This window comes from Aestuariivirga sp. (assembly GCF_047602625.1).
Classification (GTDB): domain Bacteria; phylum Pseudomonadota; class Alphaproteobacteria; order Rhizobiales; family Aestuariivirgaceae; genus Aestuariivirga.
In genome coordinates this window covers 676,440-692,171 of the sequence record NZ_JASGGV010000001.1, presented here as the reverse complement: position 1 = coordinate 692,171, position 15,732 = coordinate 676,440, and the positions used below count along the sequence as shown (strand labels likewise).

Below are 15,732 nucleotides of genomic sequence, written 5' to 3'. Positions count from 1 at the left end.
GCCGTTCACCACCATCTGGGCGCGGTGTAACCGCCTGCCGCCGCCTCAATCGCCGCGGCTGTCTGGAACAGCGTTTCCTCATCGAACGGCTTGCCGATCAACTGCAGGCCGAGCGGCAGGCCATCCGATGATATGCCGGCCGGAACGGCGATTCCCGGCAAGCCCGCCATGTTCACCGTGACGGTGAAAATGTCGTTCAGATACATCTGCACCGGATCAGTGATCTCTCCCGGCGCAAAAGCGGGGCTGGGCGTGGCGGGGGTCAACACCACGTCCACCTTGCTCCACGCCTCGTCGAAATCGCGCTTGATCAGTGTGCGGACCTTCTGCGCCCGCACATAATAGGCGTCATAATAGCCCGCCGACAGCACATAGGTGCCGATCATGATGCGGCGCTGCACCTCGCGGCCAAAACCGGCGGCGCGGCTGTTTTCATACATCGCGACGATGTCATCGCCTTTTTCGCGCAGCCCATAGCGCACACCATCATAGCGCGCGAGGTTTGAAGAGGCCTCAGCCGGCGCCACGATGTAATAGGCGGGCAGCGCATATTTGGTGTGAGGCAGGGAAATCTCGACGATCTCCGCCCCCTGGTCCTTCAGCATCTCGGCGCCTTTGGCCCACAGCGCGTCGATTTCGGCAGGCATCGGGTCGACGCGGTATTCCTTTGGAATGCCCACGCGGAGGCCCTTGATGGGACGGCCAATGGCCTTCTCGTAATCCGGCACCGGCATATCGACCGAGGTCGTGTCCTTGCCGTCCACGCTCGCCATGGATTTGAGCATGATCGCCGCATCGCGCACATCGCGGGCGATGGGGCCTGCCTGATCGAGAGAGGACGCGAAGGCCACCACACCCCAGCGCGAGCAGCGGCCATAGGTTGGCTTGATGCCGACCGTGCCCGTGAAGGCGGCGGGCTGGCGGATGGAGCCTCCCGTGTCAGTTGCCGTTGCCGCAGCACAGATATGCGCCGCGACGGCTGCTGCCGAGCCGCCGGATGATCCGCCCGGCACCAGCGCGGCATTGGCGTTCTGACGCTTCCACGGATTTATGACGTTGCCGTAATAGCTCGTTTCATTGGACGAACCCATGGCGAATTCGTCCATGTTGAGCTTGCCCAGCATCACCGCGCCATCGCGCCAGAGATTGGCGGAGACGGTCGATTCATAGGCGGGCTTGAAGCCATCCAGCACGTGACTGCAGGCCTGGGTATGCACGCCTTCGGTGGCGAAGAGATCCTTGATGCCCAGCGGAATGCCTTCCAGTGCCCCGCCCTCGCCCTTCGCCAGCCGCGCATCGGAGGCCCTGGCCATGGCTCGCGCCTTTTCCGGCGTCTCCACCACATAGGCGTTGAGAACGCGGGCCTTTTCCATCGCCGCGAGATAGGCATCCGTCAGCTCGAGAGCGGAAAACTCTTTCTTCCGCAGCGCCTCACGCGCGGCGGAAATGGTGAGCGAGGTGAGCGCAGTCATTCCACCACCTTCGGAACCATGAAGAAGGAATCCTCCTCCGCCGGCGCATTGCCGACCACGCGGGCAGCATAATTTCCGTCCGTCACCACGTCTTCGCGCATCTTCATCTTCATGGTGACAACGGAAGTGAGAGGCTCGACCTGCGAGACATCGACCTCGTTCAGTTGCTCGATCCAGTGCAGGATGGAATTGAGTTCGCCCGCCAGGCGCGGCACGTCCTCATCCTTCACCTTGATGCGCGCGAGACGCGCCACCCGCTTGACCGTGGCCTGATCGACCGACATCCAAAACACCCTTCAGCTTGCGACGGGCGGTGGATAACACCTCGTCAGGCGGCCCGCAACTTGGCTTTCTGATGCCCTTCGGCGTCAAAATTCGATGGCTCCAGCCATGTTTCAAAGGCCTTGCGGATGCGCGGCCAGTCCTTGTCCAGCATGGCAAACCACGCGGTGTCGCGGTTCCGGCCCTTGACGATGAAATGCTGGAGGAAAACGCCTTCAAACTTGAAGCCGAAGCGCTCCGCCGCCTTCCGCGACGGCGCGTTGAGGCTGTCGCATTTCCATTCCAGCCTCCTGACTCCGAGATCGTCGAAGCAATGCCGGATCATCAGGAAGATGATTTCGGTGGCTTCGCGTGTCTGCTGCAACCCCGGAGACATCCAGATATGGCCAATCTCGATCACGCCATTGGCGGGATCGTTGCGCATGAAAGAGCCCATGCCCACCGCCCTGCCCGAGGCGCGGTCGATGAAGGCGTAGAACCAGGGATCGCGGGAGGCCTCGCGGCCTTTCAGCCATTCCTCGAACTGCTCGAAGCTCTGCCACGGGCCATAAGCGAGATAGGTCCACACATGGCCTTCCGGGTCGCTGCCGGTAAAGCTGTCATAAAGATCACGGGCATGTTTGGCGGCTGAGACATGTTCCAGCTTCACCCAGCGGCCGGGCAATGGCCTGAGATCGGGAACGTTGCCGGGCGGCAGCGGGTCAACCGGGTGGCCCACCGGGCGTTCAATCTTCCTGGTTTCGCTTCTCTTCGCCATGGCAAATCTCCACAAATCTTGCCCTTCCTGCCAAATCGGCTAGGGAAGCGGCATGGCCACTTCCGATACCCCGCTCAAGACCGCTTTGGAAGCGGTGCCGCCCATGTCGCGGCTGATGGGGCTTGATCTGGGGTCCAAAACCATCGGGATCGCCACCAGCGACCTGACGCGCCAGATAGCCACCCCCCTTACCACGATCATGCGCAAGAAATTCACGCAGGACGCAGAGCAGCTTCTGGCGCTGGCGGCGCGGGAGGCTGTCGGGCTGTTCGTTCTCGGCCTGCCGGTGAACATGGACGGCACGGAAGGCCCGCGCTGCCAATCCACACGGGCCTTCGCGAGAAACCTGGCGAAGCTGACGCCTATCCCCATCGCCTTCTGGGATGAACGGCTTTCAACCGCCGCGGTGGAGCGCATGTTGATCGAGGCCGATACCTCCCGCGCGCGCCGCGACGAGGTGATCGACAAGCTGGCCGCCGCGTGGCTGCTGCAGGCGGCGCTGGATTCGCTGCGATGACGGCCGCGATCCTGGGGCTATTGCCGGTCTTCATCGTCATTCTGGTGGGCTATGGCCTGCGCCGCTCCGGCCTGATCGACGCGCATCATTGGGATGCGGTGGATCATGTCTGCTACTATGTTCTCTTCCCGGCCATCATCTTCAAGGAAATCGCCTCCGCCGATTTCACCGGGGTTCCGGTATGGCGCATGTCCTTCGCGATGATCATGGCCATCATCACCATGTTTGCGCTGCTGCTTTGGGGCAGGAAGCGGCTCTGTGACTGGCTTGGGCTGGATGGACCGCAATTCACTAGCGTGTTTCAAGGTTCAACGCGCTGGCACACCTTCATCGCCTTCGCCATCATTCCCATTTATTTCGGGCAAAAGGCGTTGGCCCTCGGCGGCCTGAGCTCTGCCGCCATGACGCCGCTGCTCAACATCGTGAATGTTGCGGTCATCTCGATCTATGGGCTGGGGCACCGTCCCGACAACCGCGCCCTGCTCCGCTCCATCATCCGCAACCCTTTTGTGCTGTCCTCACTTGGGGGCGTGGCGTGGCAACTTCTGCATCTGCCCGTCCCCGGGATGGGCGTGCAGGTGCTGGACATGATCGGCAAAGGGGCGCTTGGGCTGGCGCTTCTCACTGTGGGCGCCGGGTTGAAAATCGATGAGGCTCTTTCAACCAAAGCGCCGGTGATCTTTGCTACGTCCGCAAAGCTGTTGCTGATGCCGCTATTCATGGCGGTGTGGCTGGTGTTGCTAGGCGTTCATGGCGAAGCGGCACAGGTAGCGATGCTGTGCTCCGCAGTGCCGACCGGGTCCGGCGCCTATGTGCTGGCCAGACGGATGGGCGGCGATGCCTCGCTCATTGCCAGCATCATGACCATGCAGGTGATCACCGCCGCCTTCACCCTGCCGCTGGTGCTATGGCTGGCTGGAGTTACAGGATGAAGTCCAGCGCCGTCAGAACCATGTGGCCGTTCAAGGCAATTTCGAAATCCGCCTTGCCGTCGCCGTTCACGTCGCCCTGAACGATCACCTGATCGCCCTGCTGGAAAGCGCGCAACTCGCCAGCCACGCCGACATCAAATGCCGCCGTGCCAATGAAGCTGAAGGCCTGGTTGCCAGTAGCGTTCGTGTCGGAATCGATCGCCGCCAGGCCGATCCGGTCATGGTCCGTCTGGCTGAAATCCGTAATCACATCATGCGCAGCGCCGACCTTCGATTGGGTGATGGCTGTGAATACAAAGGTGTCAGTGCCCGTTCCGCCGGTCAACGTGTCTTTGCCTGCAAGGCCTGTAAGCCGGTCGTTGCCGCCGCCCCCATTCAGGCGATTGACCACTCCTGAACCGGTCAACACGTCGTTGCCGGCGCCGCCAATGAGGTTCTCAAATCCAGCGATCTTGTCACCGGTAGCATCGCCGCCGGTTGCGGTGTTGAGCGCGAGGTTCACCGTCACAGCAGTTGACCCCTGATAGCTCAGCGTGTCGCTGCCATCGCCACCCGACAAGAGATCAGCACCTTTTCCGCCGCGGATCGTGTCATTGCCGGAAAGCCCGAGGATATAGTCCGCGCCCGCCGTGCCAATCAGCGACTTCGTGCCGGAGTCGTTGTCATTTCCGGCCGTATCCAGATAATTATAATATTTGAACAGCCTGATGGTGTCGCCATCCCAATCCTTGGCATGAGCATAGTCATCGATGCCAAAAATGATGTGCTGATTGGTATAGTCGGCCTTCAGGGCATCCGTCAGCAAAGCCTGCATGTTCACCCACATCAGCGCGCTGCTGTGCTGGGCGCCGATGCCGCGAAAATCATAGGGGTGCGTGAGCGGGTTGTGATAGGTCACATCCTTGTTGTTGATGTTGAGATTGCTCACCACGACATCAGCGCCAAAGTGCAGGTTGTCCTTCAGCGTGACGATCGGAACGAGCCCCAGCGCTTCCGGCACATCCGGAAAATCCTTGGCGAAGCGGGCACGGTCGTGATCCGATGCCAGCGAGACATAATCATCCGGCGGTGTTAGCGACGTGATTGTGCTCACGCCATTCTTGACCTTGATGGTTGCGACGGACGTATCGACATTGTCCAGATATTCCGGCGTATCCTTCGGCACACCCGAAGAAGCAATTGACACGATGGTGAGCCCACCGTTCAACAGCGCGCGGAAACGCGCCGCGTCGGTGAGCGTAAACAAATCCACCATCGCGCCGCCAAGGCTGTGGCCCGATACGACCATATGATCAATTTCGGGATGCGCTGCGAGATAGTCGTAGGCGGCATCGATTAGACCCTCGAAAGCTTCGTAATTGGCAGCAAGAGATGAACCGACAAAGGTCTGGCCCGACAGAACCGCAGGGTCTTCGCCGTCCGTGCCGCGGAAAGACATGACCAATGTGTTGCCCTGCACGGCCAGCAGGCCCTGCGCGTCATGGCTGTCTGTCGTCGCGGTGTGGACAACAGCGTTGTAAAGTCCGCCGCTGGTGAATTCGTCGTCGCCACCATGATTGTTGAAAGTCGGCAAATCCGACGCATCGAGCAGACGCCACCCCGAGCCTTGCGAGGCAATGTAGCCCCGATAATCGTCATTGCGTTCGGCGTCGTTATCGCCACCGAGATCATAGGCGGGAGCGATATATTCTCCGCCATAGGTCGCACGGGCCAGAAAAATTCCGTCAAGCATGTATTGCGATTGTGAAACGATATTGACGGTCATCGCGGCTATTCCTGCAATCCATTGAAATTTATGACTCTTTGCCTTTCGGCACGCTGAGGGCTACGCTATGGCCGAATTGAGGGGAATTTATGAAGCCGACCGACGCATTAAGATGGCTCGACGAACGCCGGGATGTTCGCAGCCTGAGAGCCGCCGTCTGCGACCTGAATGGCGTGATGCGGGGAAAGCGCATTCCCGTTGAACAGGCCGAGAAGGTATTGGCAGGGGGCCTGCGCATGCCACTCTCCGTGGTGGGCGTCGATATCTGGGGAGAGGATATCGTGAACTCGCCGCTTGTCTTTGCCACCGGTGATGCAGATGGCCTCTGCGAACCGATCGGTCGCGGCATTCTTCCCATGGACTGGACATCAGAACCCACAGCCCTCATTCCGCTATGGCTCCGCGAAGAAAACGGCATGCCCTTTGGCGGTGATCCGCGCCGCGCGCTGGATGCCATCGTGCAGCGCTTTGCCAGCCATGGCTTCACGCCGGTGGTGGCCATGGAGTTGGAGTTCTATCTTTACGATCCGGCGGAAGACCGCCCCGCCGCACCCGTGTCGCCCATCACCGGGAAGCGGCTCGATGCGGACTCTGTCCTCTCCATCGATGAGCTCGATGACTTCGGGGCCTTCTTCCGCGATGTGTACGACGCCTGCGCCTTGCAGGGCGTACCCGCCGATTCCGCCATTGCCGAAAACGGCATCGGCCAGTTTGAAATTAACCTGCTCCATGTGGCCGATCCTCTAAAGGCGGCCGATGACGCGGTGCTGTTCAAGCGCATCGTAAAGGGCGTGGCGCGCAAGCATGGCTTTGCCGCGTCCTTCATGGCCAAGCCCTACGGCCAGCGGTCGGGCAGCGGCCTGCACGTTCATTTCAGCCTGCTGGACCGCGCGGGCAAAAATGTCTTCGACAATGGAACGCGGGATGGAAGCCCGATCATGCTGAACGCCGTGGGTGGCCTGATCGAAACGATGGCCGAGACAACGCTGCTCTTTGCGCCGCATGCCAATTCCTACCGCCGCCTCAGGCCCGGAACGCATGCACCCTCCGCAGCCGCGTGGGGCTATGAAAACCGCACCGTCGCCGTCCGTATTCCAGGCGGACCAAACGTGGCGCGGCGAATCGAGCATCGCGTGGCGGGCGCCGATGCCAATCCCTATCTCGTGCTGGCCGGCATTCTGGCCGGGGCACTGGCGGGCATCGAGCGCCAGATGACACAGCCCGAACCCGTAACTGGTGATGCCTATACGCTCAAGCTCCGTAGCCTTCCCCCCGACTGGGCTTCGGCAATCGAGGCTTTCGCGGCAGGCCGCATCGTGGAGGACATGCTTCCCACCATGCTGCGCGACATGCTGGTGGCCTGCAAACGGCAGGAGATGAACACCTTTGCCCTGCAGGTAACCGACTTCGAATACGAGACCTATCTCGATATGGTGTGAACAGCCGCATCGACCCTCTTGCCCTTGGCGGGATTAGCCCCTACACACCCGGCTTTAATGACATCGCCGCAGCGCCCCCGCCCGCTCCTCAAGGCCCAGCATCTTCTGGGCATCGAGGATGTTTCCCCGCTTGAAATCGCAGCCCTGCTCGATCTGGCCGAAGGCTATGTCGAGGTAAACCGGCAGGTATCCAAGCGGCAGGATGTGCTTTCGGGCCGCACGCAGGTGAACCTGTTTTTCGAGGCCTCTACCCGCACGCAAAGCTCTTTCGAGATCGCCGGCAAGCGGCTGGGCGCCGACGTCATGAACATGTCGGTTGCCACGTCCTCGGTTTCCAAAGGCGAAACCCTGATCGACACCGCCATGACGATCAATGCCATGCATCCCGATTTTCTGGTGGTGCGCCATTCCTCTTCAGGTGCTGTGGAGCTTCTGGCGCAGAAAGTCTCCTGCGCGGTGATCAATGCGGGCGATGGCCAGCATGAGCACCCCACCCAAGCGCTTCTTGACGCGCTCACCATCCGCCGCCGCAAGGGCCGCATCGAGGGATTGACGGTGGCGATCTGCGGTGACGTGCTTCACTCGCGCGTCGCCCGCTCCAATATTCATTTGCTCAACAAAATGGGCGCGCGCGTCCGAGTGGTGGCGCCTTCAACGCTGCTTCCCACCGGCATTGGCAATTTTGGCGTGGATGTGCATCGCTCCATGACAACGGGCCTTGCCGATGCCGATGTGGTGATGATGCTGCGGCTCCAGCTTGAGCGCATGAGTGGCGCTTTCGTGCCCTCGCAGCGCGAATACTACCGCTTCTATGGCCTCAACGCCGAAAAACTCAAACTCGCCAGGCCCGATGCTCTCGTCATGCATCCCGGCCCGATGAACCGTGGCATCGAGATCGACTCCGATGTTGCCGATGGCGTCCAGTCGGTGATCCGCGAACAGGTGGAAATGGGCGTGGCCGTCCGCATGGCAGTGCTGGACGCGCTGGCCCGCAATATGCCCGGCGGAGGAAACGGCTGATGGTCTCCTCCCGCCGCGCCTATCTCAACGCCCGCATCGTGGCGCCCGCGCAGGGCCTCGATGGTCCGGGCGGCATCCTGATCGAGGATGGCTGGATCCTCGCTGCCGGCCCCAAGGTGACGCGTGACACCATCGGCGCTGCCGCCGTGACGGATTGCAAGGGCCTGCTTCTGATCCCCGGCCTGATCGACATGCGTGTCTTCACTGGCGAGCCAGGAACTGAATATCGCGAGACCCTCGCCTCCGCGTCGGTCGCTGCGGCGGCGGGCGGCGTCACCACCATGATCGTGATGCCCAATACGCAGCCGGTTATCGACGACAGCGCCATTGTGGATTTCATCCTCAGGCGTGCCCGCGATACGGCGCTGGTGCGCGTGCATCCCATGGCCGCCATTACCAAAGGCCTGGCCGGCGACGTGATGACGGAAATCGGCGCGCTGAAGGATGCCGGCGCTGTCGCCGTCACCGAAGGCAACAAATCGCTCGTCAATGCCAATGTGCTGCGCCGTGTTATGATGTATGCGCGTGATTTCGATATGCCGGTGATCCAGCATGTGGAGGAACCCTCACTTTCCACGGGCGTGATGAACGCCAGCGAAAGCGCCGCGCGGCTGGGCCTTTCGGGCATTCCAGCCATGGCGGAAGTCATCATGCTGGAGCGCGACCTGCGCCTGGTGGAGATGACGGGCAGCCGTTACCATGCGCACCAGATTTCCTCGCGCCTGTCGCTGGAGGTGATCCGCGCCGCCAAGGCCAAGGGCCTGCCGGTCACCTGCGGCGTTTCGATTCACCACCTCACGCTGAATGAACTGGACGTCGGCGCATACCGCACCTTCTTCAAGCTCTCTCCGCCGCTCCGGTCGGAGGAAGACCGACGGGCGCTGGTGAACGGCGTGGCGGACGGGACGATTGACGTGATCGTCTCAGGCCACGACCCACAGAGCGCCGACACCAAGCGTCTGCCCTTCGCCGAAGCGGCCTTTGGCGCCATCGGGCTGGAAACCATGCTGTCCGCTGCACTTTCCCTTTATCATAGTGAAAGCATATCCTTAGCGCGCCTTGTTGAAGCAATGTCTTCACAGCCCGCTGATATACTTGGGCTCGAACAAGGCCGCATGGCGCCCGGCGCGCCCGCCGATTTCACGGTCGTTGATCCGCATCTGAGTTGGACCGTGGAGGACGACCTCTTGCGGTCGCGCTCCAAGAACTCGCCTTACGAGCACCGCACGCTGGAAGGCCGGGCGGTTGAAACCGTCGTTGCGGGCCGCAGCGTTTACGCTTACGCTCGCTAGTGGGTTTGGGGAAATCAGCTTGGGCGCCTTGGAAGCAATCGTCTCTGCCGTTTTGGGTTATCTCTGCGGCACCATTCCATTTGGCCTGATCCTCACCCGCTGGGCGGGCTTGGGCGATGTGCGCCAGATCGGCTCGGGCAACATTGGCGCCACGAACGTGCTGCGCACCGGCAGCAAGAAGATCGCCGCCCTCACCCTCCTCTGCGATGCCCTGAAAGGCACCATTCCCGCTTTGGCCGCCACATGGCTTTATGGTCCAGCTGCCGGAATCATCGCAGGCCTTGCGGCCTTCGCAGGCCACCTCTTCCCGGTCTGGCTGGGGTTCAAGGGCGGCAAGGGCGTGGCCACCAACATCGGCGTGCTGTTCGGCTGGTTCTGGCCGCTGGGGCTGATTTTTCTTGCCGTGTGGATCGCCATCGCCTTCCTGTTCCGGAAATCCTCGTTGTCGGCGCTCACCGCCAGCCTGCTCACGCCGCTCTGGGCGTTTCTCTTTCATCGCATAGACCTGTTGATTCCAACGCTCGTCATCGGCGCTGCCATCTGGATCAAGCACCACGAGAACATCGCGCGCCTCATCAAGGGCACCGAGCCCAGGATTGATCTGGGCAAGAAGGGCTGATGATCAGCGCCGCCGAACGCCGTGACCTTTTGCGGCTCAGTCTCAGCGAAAATGTCGGGCCAGTTACATTCCGCAAATTGCTGGCGCTCTATGGAAACGCCGGTGACGCCCTGGCGCATCTGCCGGAACTCTCGCGCAAGGGCGGGCTGTCCCGTCCCCCACGCATCTATGGTGAGGCGGAAGCTGATGCAGACCTTGCGCGCGGCCAGGCGATGGGCGCATCGGCCGTCTTGCCGGGAGAGGCAGGTTATCCTGATTTGCTCCGCCATATCGACTCGGCGCCTCCCGTCCTGTGGGTGAAAGGTGATGTCTCGATCACGGAGCGCTCTGCCATCGCCATCGTCGGCGCGCGCAACGCCTCTGCTGTTGGTCTGAAATTTACGCGGCAAATCGCATCAGGATTAGGGAGTGAAGCGCTTGTCATTGTCTCCGGCCTTGCGCGAGGAATTGACACGGCGGCGCATGAGGCATCACTGACAACCGGAACGATCGCGGTGCTGGCGGGTGGACTCGATAATATCTACCCGCCGGAAAACGCCAAACTCCACGCGTTGATCGGCGAGCGCGGCCTTCTTGTTTCGGAGATGAAGCCGGGCACCATTCCCAAGGCCGATCACTTTCCCCGCCGTAACCGCATTATCTCCGGCAGTTCGCGGGCCACCATTGTGATAGAGCAGCCTTGCGTTCCGGCTCTCTCATCACCGCCCGCAATGCCGCCGAACAGGGCCGCGAAGTTTTTGCCGTTCCGGGTTCACCGCTCGATCCGCGCTGCGAGGGCACGAACCGCCTGATACGCCAGGGTGCGACCCTTTTGACGTCTGCCAATGACGTGCTGGAAACGCTCGGTAGTTTCACCGGCGCGCATCTTCCGTTCCGCGAAGCTGAATACGGACCATTCGACGCGCGCGGCACTTCAGACACAGACCGCCAGCGGTTGATCGAATTATTGTCTCCCAGCCCGATTGACCTCGACGATCTCGTGAGAGAATCAATGCTCCCGGCAGCAATTGCAACCTGTCTTTTGCTGGAACTGGAACTCGCCGGAAAAATTATCCGTCACGCTCAGGGCGCAATCTCATTGAGTGCTTGATCGCCATTCAGTCCACCTCATCAGATGGCACAACCCAGTTTTCTTTCAGCGCCGCGTCCTTCCATGATGTGAAAGCCGGAGTGCCCATCACCGCATCCATATAGCTGCGGGTGCTGCCGCTCACCGGCACTTCATAAGTTTCGAAACGCGTCACGACAGGCGCAAACATGGCATCCGCCGCGCTGAATTTGCCGAACAGGAACTTGCCGCTTTTGGCGAAGCGCGCGCGGCAATCGGCCCAGAGCGATTCAATGCGCGCAATATCAGCCCTGACGGCATCGTCCATCGGAACGGGCTTTTTGCCGCGTTTCAGATTCATCGGGCATGCGTTGCGAAGGGCGAAAAAACCGGAATGCATTTCCGCCGAAGCGGAGCGCGCCATAGCGCGCGCGGCAATCATCTTTGGCCACAGGTTTTTCTCCGGGAACAGCTCTGCAGCATATTCGATGATCGCCATCGAGTCCCAGATCACCGTCCGCCCATGATGCAGCACGGGAACGCGGCCAGCTGCGCTGTGTGCTGAAATTTTTTCTTTCGTATCCGGCTGGTCCAACGGAATGACGATTTCGTTGAACGGAATGCCAGCCATGGTCAGCGCCATCCATGGCCGCAGCGACCAGGACGAATAGTTTTTGTTGCCGATCACCAGCGTCAGGCTGCTCATTTGTGAGGCTCCTTCGCTTCAACCGGCCCGCCCGCCTGCTTCCACGCACCGAATCCGCCCTTCAGATTCTTGACGGGCTTTAGGCCCATGCGTTGCAACACTTCAGTGGCGAGGAGCGAGCGCCAGCCGCTGGCACAGTGGATGATGAAGGTCTTATCCTCGGCGAAGATCGGCTTGTGATAGGGGCTCGCGGGATCAACCCAGAACTCCAGCATGCCGCGCGGGGCGTGAAACGAACCTGGAATACGCCCTTCGCGCTCCAGTTCGCGCGGATCGCGGATGTCGATAATCACCACATCATTGCGGCCGTGAAGCGCAATGGCCTCCTCCGCTGTTACACTATCCACAGCCTTGTCAGCATTGGCCATCATATCCTTGATGCCAAGCGTGATGTTCTGCGCCATTGCTACCACTCCTCATTCAAAAGCGGCGCACGTTGCAGCAGCCGCAGTTCACACGTCAAGGCCTCGTCACAGCCCGCGCGGCAAATAGCGCCAGCTGATGACTGAACAAATCAAAAGCCAAATCCCAAGTATCACAAAGGTTGCGCCAATCGGCAGCCACATCAATGCAAAGGCAAAGATGAAAGACGGGATCAATTCGGAAAAATCGATGAAGGTGCGGTAGACCGCCGTCATGCGCTGCCGCTCGTGCGGCTTCACCGCGCGCATGAAGGGAATGGCGCCCACGCCGTCAATGGCGGAGGATGCCACGGTGCCCACCAATAGCAATCCCACGGCCAGCCATGGCAAGTGCGTGCCCGCCAATCCCGCAGCGATGGACGCCAATGCGGCAATCACAAACGCCCCCGCAATCACCGTGCGCAATCCCTTCCGCCGTGCAATCCAGCCTGAAATGTAAGCGGTGAACAGCAGCGCCTGGCTGGCCGAGATGACAAGACCAGTGACACTCTTGGGAATTCCCCCTTCGACCATCAGCAGCGGTCCATAAATGAAGAATGTGGTCCAGAAGCAGGACCGCCCGAAGGCAATCGTCCATGCCAGCCGCAGACGGGGCTGGGCGATAAACCGTTTCACATTGGACAGCGGGCTGAAGCTGTGGGCGCGGCCGGACGGCAGAATCTGCCCGTGATCGGACAGGCGGAGGGTCCAGAATACCGCCATCAGCAGCGCTACGGCAGCAATCACGCCAAGCTGTGGCCCCCATGGCCCAAAGCCGACATAAAGCCAGACACCGAGCGCCGGCCCGATTGTCCATGACAGGGTCGAGACCGAAAGGCGGATTGGTTCCGCGCGCGCCAGTTCGTGCCGCCGGATATTGTCGAGAATATAAAGCTGAAGCACGATGTTGAACATCGCGGCGGAGCTGTTGCGCAAATAGGCGCCGATCCATTGGCCGGGCAAGGTGTGGGTGGCCAGCGCCAGCGCGGCGCAGCTCATAAGGCAGGCCGCCAGCGTATAGGCCCAGCGCCGCCGTAGCCGCCCCAGAAGAAGCGGCAGCATCAGCGTGGTCATCAGCACCAACAGCGAAACTGAGGTGGACAGCACGCTCACCTTCTGGCTGGCGCCCAAAATGTCGTAGGCCTGCAGCGAAACGACTGTAGAGTTCAGGGACCGGGTGAAGCTCTCGAGCGAAAAAAGGATCGCGAACGTATAGGCTCCCGCGCGTCTCGGCAGGGGCATCGGCGCAATGGTGGATTCGGCGGACATGATTGCTGCAGCAGTGGAGCCACGTGTTGCGCCGCACGCGCAAGGGCAAAGCCGCAACACGCTGCATTGCAAGGCTTGCATCCCCTGCGATCAAACAGCACAGTCATGCCTATGACTGCATCCCTGCACCTTACGTCCGGCCATATCGCCCGCGTCCACCGTGACATGGCGGACCCGGGGCCGCTCCCCGATATGGAGCTTCTGACGGATGCAGACTACGCCAGCTTTGTCGAGCATGTGCTGAATGGCTGGCGCGGTGGCCCTCTGACTGTGTTTTCCTATGGTTCGCTGATCTGGAAACCTGCCTTTGTCCCGGCCTCCGTCACCCGCGCCACCGCGCATGGGTGGCACCGCGCCTTCTGCCTCAGGGTAATGCGGTTCCGCGGCACCATCGACCAGCCCGGCCTGATGATGCAGATCGATCGCGGCGGCCTGTGCGAGGGGATGCTTCAAACAATCCGATCGGGAACGGAAGCGCGGACACTGGACATCCTGTTTCGCCGTGAAATGACGGTGAAACCCGCAAGCCAGTTGCCGGAATGGATTGACGTTGAAACCGCGGATGGCCCTGCCCGCGCGGTTGCCTTCGTCGCCAACACGTCTAGCCCAAATTATCTTGGAACGATTGATCCCGATGAGATCGCCCGGCGGCTTGCGAGCGCCTGCGGGCATTGGGGAAGCGGCGCGGACTACCTCTTGCAGACCGTGCTGGCGCTGGAAACCAACGGCATTCACGATCCATATTTATGGGACCTGCAGAAACGTGTGGCGGCGGCAATCGAACAAATCCACCCGGACGTTTGAGCGCCATGCGCCTGCTGAAGCCAGCGGATTACAGGGTTATGCCGTGGAAGAACGGCGGCGGATCGACCGCTGAGCTTTACCGTGAACTAGCCGATCCAGAGCTTCCCTTCCTGTGGCGCGTCAGCATTGCTGGCGTATCAGCCGATGGCCCTTTCTCGCTCTTTCCAGGTTATGACCGGCATATCCTCGTGCTCGAAGGCGGCGGCATGGTGCTGGAGGGCGGCCCGGACGGCCCCGTAAACCTCACACAGCATTTCCAGCCCCGGCGTTTTTCCGGCGATTGGCCGATCCGGGCAAGTTTGCGCGGCAGCCCGCTCAAGGATTTCAACCTGATGGCGTTGCGATCAGAACTTGATAGCGATCTGCGTGTTGCCCATCTCGGCCAACCGCAACGCCTGAAAGCAGGCCTGCATCAAACCCTGCTTGTTCACATTATCGGCGCGAGGGTTCACGCGAATGGCTTGTGGGTGGCAAACGGCGAAAGCCTTGTGGCCGTTTGCGGCGAAAACGTCTTGCTGGAGCCGCAAGACCGCGCGATAGCGCTGATCGCCACGGTGTCCGGCAAACATCAATAATCGTTGCAAATCGCTTTTTCCTGATCGCGCCCCGCCTGTTCGAGCTGACGAAGGTGGTCTAGCTCTTCCTTTGGCACGTCAACCTGATTGGCCAGCGTGAACGCCTCGTAATAGGCATATTCCAGCGGAGGCATGACTTTGAAAAGGCCTTGCGCCTTGCTCATCTTCCGAAGCTCGAGAACCATATCCGCAACATATTGCGCGGTTTGGCGTTGTGTCATGCTGTCCGGGTTGGGCAGATTGCTTGGCAACACAGATTTATTCTCAACTCCTGCAATTCGGGGTGTAGTGGTCGACGGCATGGTGGCTCTCCAAAATTGATGCCCCTTACGTCAACACACCTATTACGTGTCATAGTAAATGTTAAGCACGTAAAAATTGCATTTGATTGAAAATGATCCTTGGAAGAGGGAAATGATCGCTGGTCAGAAAAGCTTCGATTTGCCCTGCCGCAACTCTCTGATCTCCGGGGGTAATCCGGTACCCGGGAAGGCGATTTCAGTCATTTCCTGGAGGGCGTAGTTGAGAGGTGGGATGGCGGTCGTCAGTTTGAACCGTTCCGCAGATTGTTTGATATCCAGAATAGCAAGCTGAAGCCGTTTTGCCTCGCGCTGCTGCGCTGCATCGAATTTGTTACGCATCCCGTGCCATCCCCAACTCTCTCAACCCCATACCTAGTATATACGTGCATATTACAATATGAAGCAATTATAAGTTGAGTTTAGCTGCATTCTGACTCATATTGAGTATTTGATCCGTCGGCCCAGTTTACCCCTCCCCACCTTGCGACAGCTAGACGATGCCTATATGAGGCGCACAACCCCGCAATTCTGG

18 protein-coding genes and 1 pseudogene are annotated in these 15,732 nt (G+C 60.4%); 10 read left to right on the top strand and 9 right to left on the bottom strand.

Going from position 1 to position 15,732, the window contains the following annotated elements; genetic code table 11:
* Window positions 1-5 precede the first annotated feature (5 nt).
* The 3 genes from gatA to QM694_RS03560 are packed head-to-tail and all read right to left on the bottom strand — an operon-like array spanning window position 6 to window position 2,511.
* On the bottom strand, window positions 6-1,472 hold the full coding sequence (gene gatA / locus QM694_RS03570; protein ID WP_415005565.1) for an Asp-tRNA(Asn)/Glu-tRNA(Gln) amidotransferase subunit GatA: 1,467 nt from the start codon (window positions 1,470-1,472) through the stop codon (window positions 6-8).
* Window positions 1,469-1,756 (bottom strand): Asp-tRNA(Asn)/Glu-tRNA(Gln) amidotransferase subunit GatC, encoded by a 288-nt coding sequence (gene gatC, locus QM694_RS03565; RefSeq protein ID WP_415005564.1) that lies wholly within the window; start codon window positions 1,754-1,756, stop codon window positions 1,469-1,471. The genes gatA and gatC overlap by 4 nt, the downstream gene beginning before the upstream one ends.
* A gap of 44 nt (window positions 1,757-1,800) precedes the next feature.
* Window positions 1,801-2,511 carry a GNAT family N-acetyltransferase gene (locus QM694_RS03560; protein ID WP_415005563.1) on the bottom strand — a complete coding sequence of 237 codons (711 nt, stop codon included), beginning with the start codon at window positions 2,509-2,511 and terminating at the stop codon, window positions 1,801-1,803.
* 52 nt (window positions 2,512-2,563) lie between these two features.
* Here QM694_RS03560 and ruvX point away from each other — a divergent pair, with 52 nt between their 5' ends.
* Window positions 2,564-3,028 (top strand): Holliday junction resolvase RuvX, encoded by a 465-nt coding sequence (gene ruvX / locus QM694_RS03555; RefSeq protein ID WP_415005562.1) that lies wholly within the window; start codon window positions 2,564-2,566, stop codon window positions 3,026-3,028.
* The gene (locus QM694_RS03550) at window positions 3,025-3,960 is read left to right on the top strand and encodes an AEC family transporter (protein WP_415005561.1); all 936 of its coding nucleotides are present in this window, start codon (window positions 3,025-3,027) and stop codon (window positions 3,958-3,960) included. Before ruvX ends, QM694_RS03550 begins: the two co-directional genes overlap by 4 nt.
* On the opposite strand, the gene QM694_RS03545 is transcribed toward QM694_RS03550, so the two are convergent.
* Window positions 3,950-5,725, bottom strand: coding sequence for a hypothetical protein (locus QM694_RS03545; protein ID WP_415005560.1), 1,776 nt, complete (start codon window positions 5,723-5,725; stop codon window positions 3,950-3,952). The two genes, QM694_RS03550 and QM694_RS03545, sit on opposite strands and share 11 nt — an antisense overlap.
* Before the next feature lie 89 nt (window positions 5,726-5,814).
* On the opposite strand from QM694_RS03545, the gene QM694_RS03540 reads away from it, so the two are divergent.
* The 6 genes and pseudogenes from QM694_RS03540 to QM694_RS03515 all read left to right on the top strand — a co-directional run bounded on the left by QM694_RS03540 (window position 5,815) and on the right by QM694_RS03515 (window position 11,185).
* Window positions 5,815-7,164 carry a glutamine synthetase family protein gene (locus QM694_RS03540; protein ID WP_415005559.1) on the top strand — a complete coding sequence of 450 codons (1,350 nt, stop codon included), beginning with the start codon at window positions 5,815-5,817 and terminating at the stop codon, window positions 7,162-7,164.
* Window positions 7,165-7,221: 57 nt separating this feature from the next.
* Window positions 7,222-8,184 (top strand): aspartate carbamoyltransferase catalytic subunit, encoded by a 963-nt coding sequence (locus QM694_RS03535; RefSeq protein ID WP_415005558.1) that lies wholly within the window; start codon window positions 7,222-7,224, stop codon window positions 8,182-8,184.
* Window positions 8,184-9,476, top strand: coding sequence for a dihydroorotase (gene pyrC, locus QM694_RS03530; protein ID WP_415005557.1), 1,293 nt, complete (start codon window positions 8,184-8,186; stop codon window positions 9,474-9,476). Before QM694_RS03535 ends, pyrC begins: the two co-directional genes overlap by 1 nt.
* 19 nt (window positions 9,477-9,495) lie before the next feature.
* Window positions 9,496-10,095 carry a glycerol-3-phosphate 1-O-acyltransferase PlsY gene (plsY, locus tag QM694_RS03525; protein WP_415005556.1) on the top strand — a complete coding sequence of 200 codons (600 nt, stop codon included), beginning with the start codon at window positions 9,496-9,498 and terminating at the stop codon, window positions 10,093-10,095.
* A pseudogene (dprA, locus tag QM694_RS03520) lies at window positions 10,095-10,852 on the top strand (DNA-processing protein DprA); the annotation flags it as partial. The gene plsY and the pseudogene dprA, both read left to right, overlap by 1 nt.
* Before the next feature lie 72 nt (window positions 10,853-10,924).
* Window positions 10,925-11,185: a hypothetical protein gene (locus tag QM694_RS03515; protein ID WP_415005763.1), complete on the top strand. Its 261-nt coding sequence runs from the start codon at window positions 10,925-10,927 to the stop codon at window positions 11,183-11,185.
* A gap of 7 nt (window positions 11,186-11,192) precedes the next feature.
* Here the strand turns inward: QM694_RS03515 and QM694_RS03510 are convergent, their stop codons facing one another.
* From QM694_RS03510 to QM694_RS03500, 3 genes are all read right to left on the bottom strand, one after another.
* Window positions 11,193-11,849, bottom strand: a complete 657-nt coding sequence (locus tag QM694_RS03510; RefSeq protein WP_415005555.1) for a glutathione S-transferase family protein — start codon at window positions 11,847-11,849, stop codon at window positions 11,193-11,195.
* A complete protein-coding gene (locus tag QM694_RS03505) occupies window positions 11,846-12,253 on the bottom strand; it encodes a rhodanese-like domain-containing protein (RefSeq protein ID WP_415005554.1) in 408 nt (135 codons plus the stop codon). The genes QM694_RS03510 and QM694_RS03505 overlap by 4 nt, the downstream gene beginning before the upstream one ends.
* A 66-nt stretch (window positions 12,254-12,319) precedes the next feature.
* Window positions 12,320-13,519, bottom strand: coding sequence for an MFS transporter (locus QM694_RS03500; protein ID WP_415005553.1), 1,200 nt, complete (start codon window positions 13,517-13,519; stop codon window positions 12,320-12,322).
* A 105-nt stretch (window positions 13,520-13,624) separates the two neighbouring features.
* On the opposite strand from QM694_RS03500, the gene QM694_RS03495 reads away from it, so the two are divergent.
* Window positions 13,625-14,323: a gamma-glutamylcyclotransferase gene (locus QM694_RS03495; protein WP_415005552.1), complete on the top strand. Its 699-nt coding sequence runs from the start codon at window positions 13,625-13,627 to the stop codon at window positions 14,321-14,323.
* A 5-nt stretch (window positions 14,324-14,328) separates the two neighbouring features.
* Window positions 14,329-14,898, top strand: a complete 570-nt coding sequence (locus tag QM694_RS03490; protein ID WP_415005551.1) for a HutD family protein — start codon at window positions 14,329-14,331, stop codon at window positions 14,896-14,898.
* Here the strand turns inward: QM694_RS03490 and QM694_RS03485 are convergent.
* Both QM694_RS03485 and QM694_RS03480 read right to left on the bottom strand, forming a co-directional pair.
* Window positions 14,892-15,200: a hypothetical protein gene (locus QM694_RS03485; RefSeq protein WP_415005550.1), complete on the bottom strand. Its 309-nt coding sequence runs from the start codon at window positions 15,198-15,200 to the stop codon at window positions 14,892-14,894. The two genes, QM694_RS03490 and QM694_RS03485, sit on opposite strands and share 7 nt — an antisense overlap.
* A gap of 123 nt (window positions 15,201-15,323) precedes the next feature.
* Window positions 15,324-15,539 (bottom strand): hypothetical protein, encoded by a 216-nt coding sequence (locus QM694_RS03480; protein ID WP_415005549.1) that lies wholly within the window; start codon window positions 15,537-15,539, stop codon window positions 15,324-15,326.
* Window positions 15,540-15,732 lie beyond the last annotated feature (193 nt).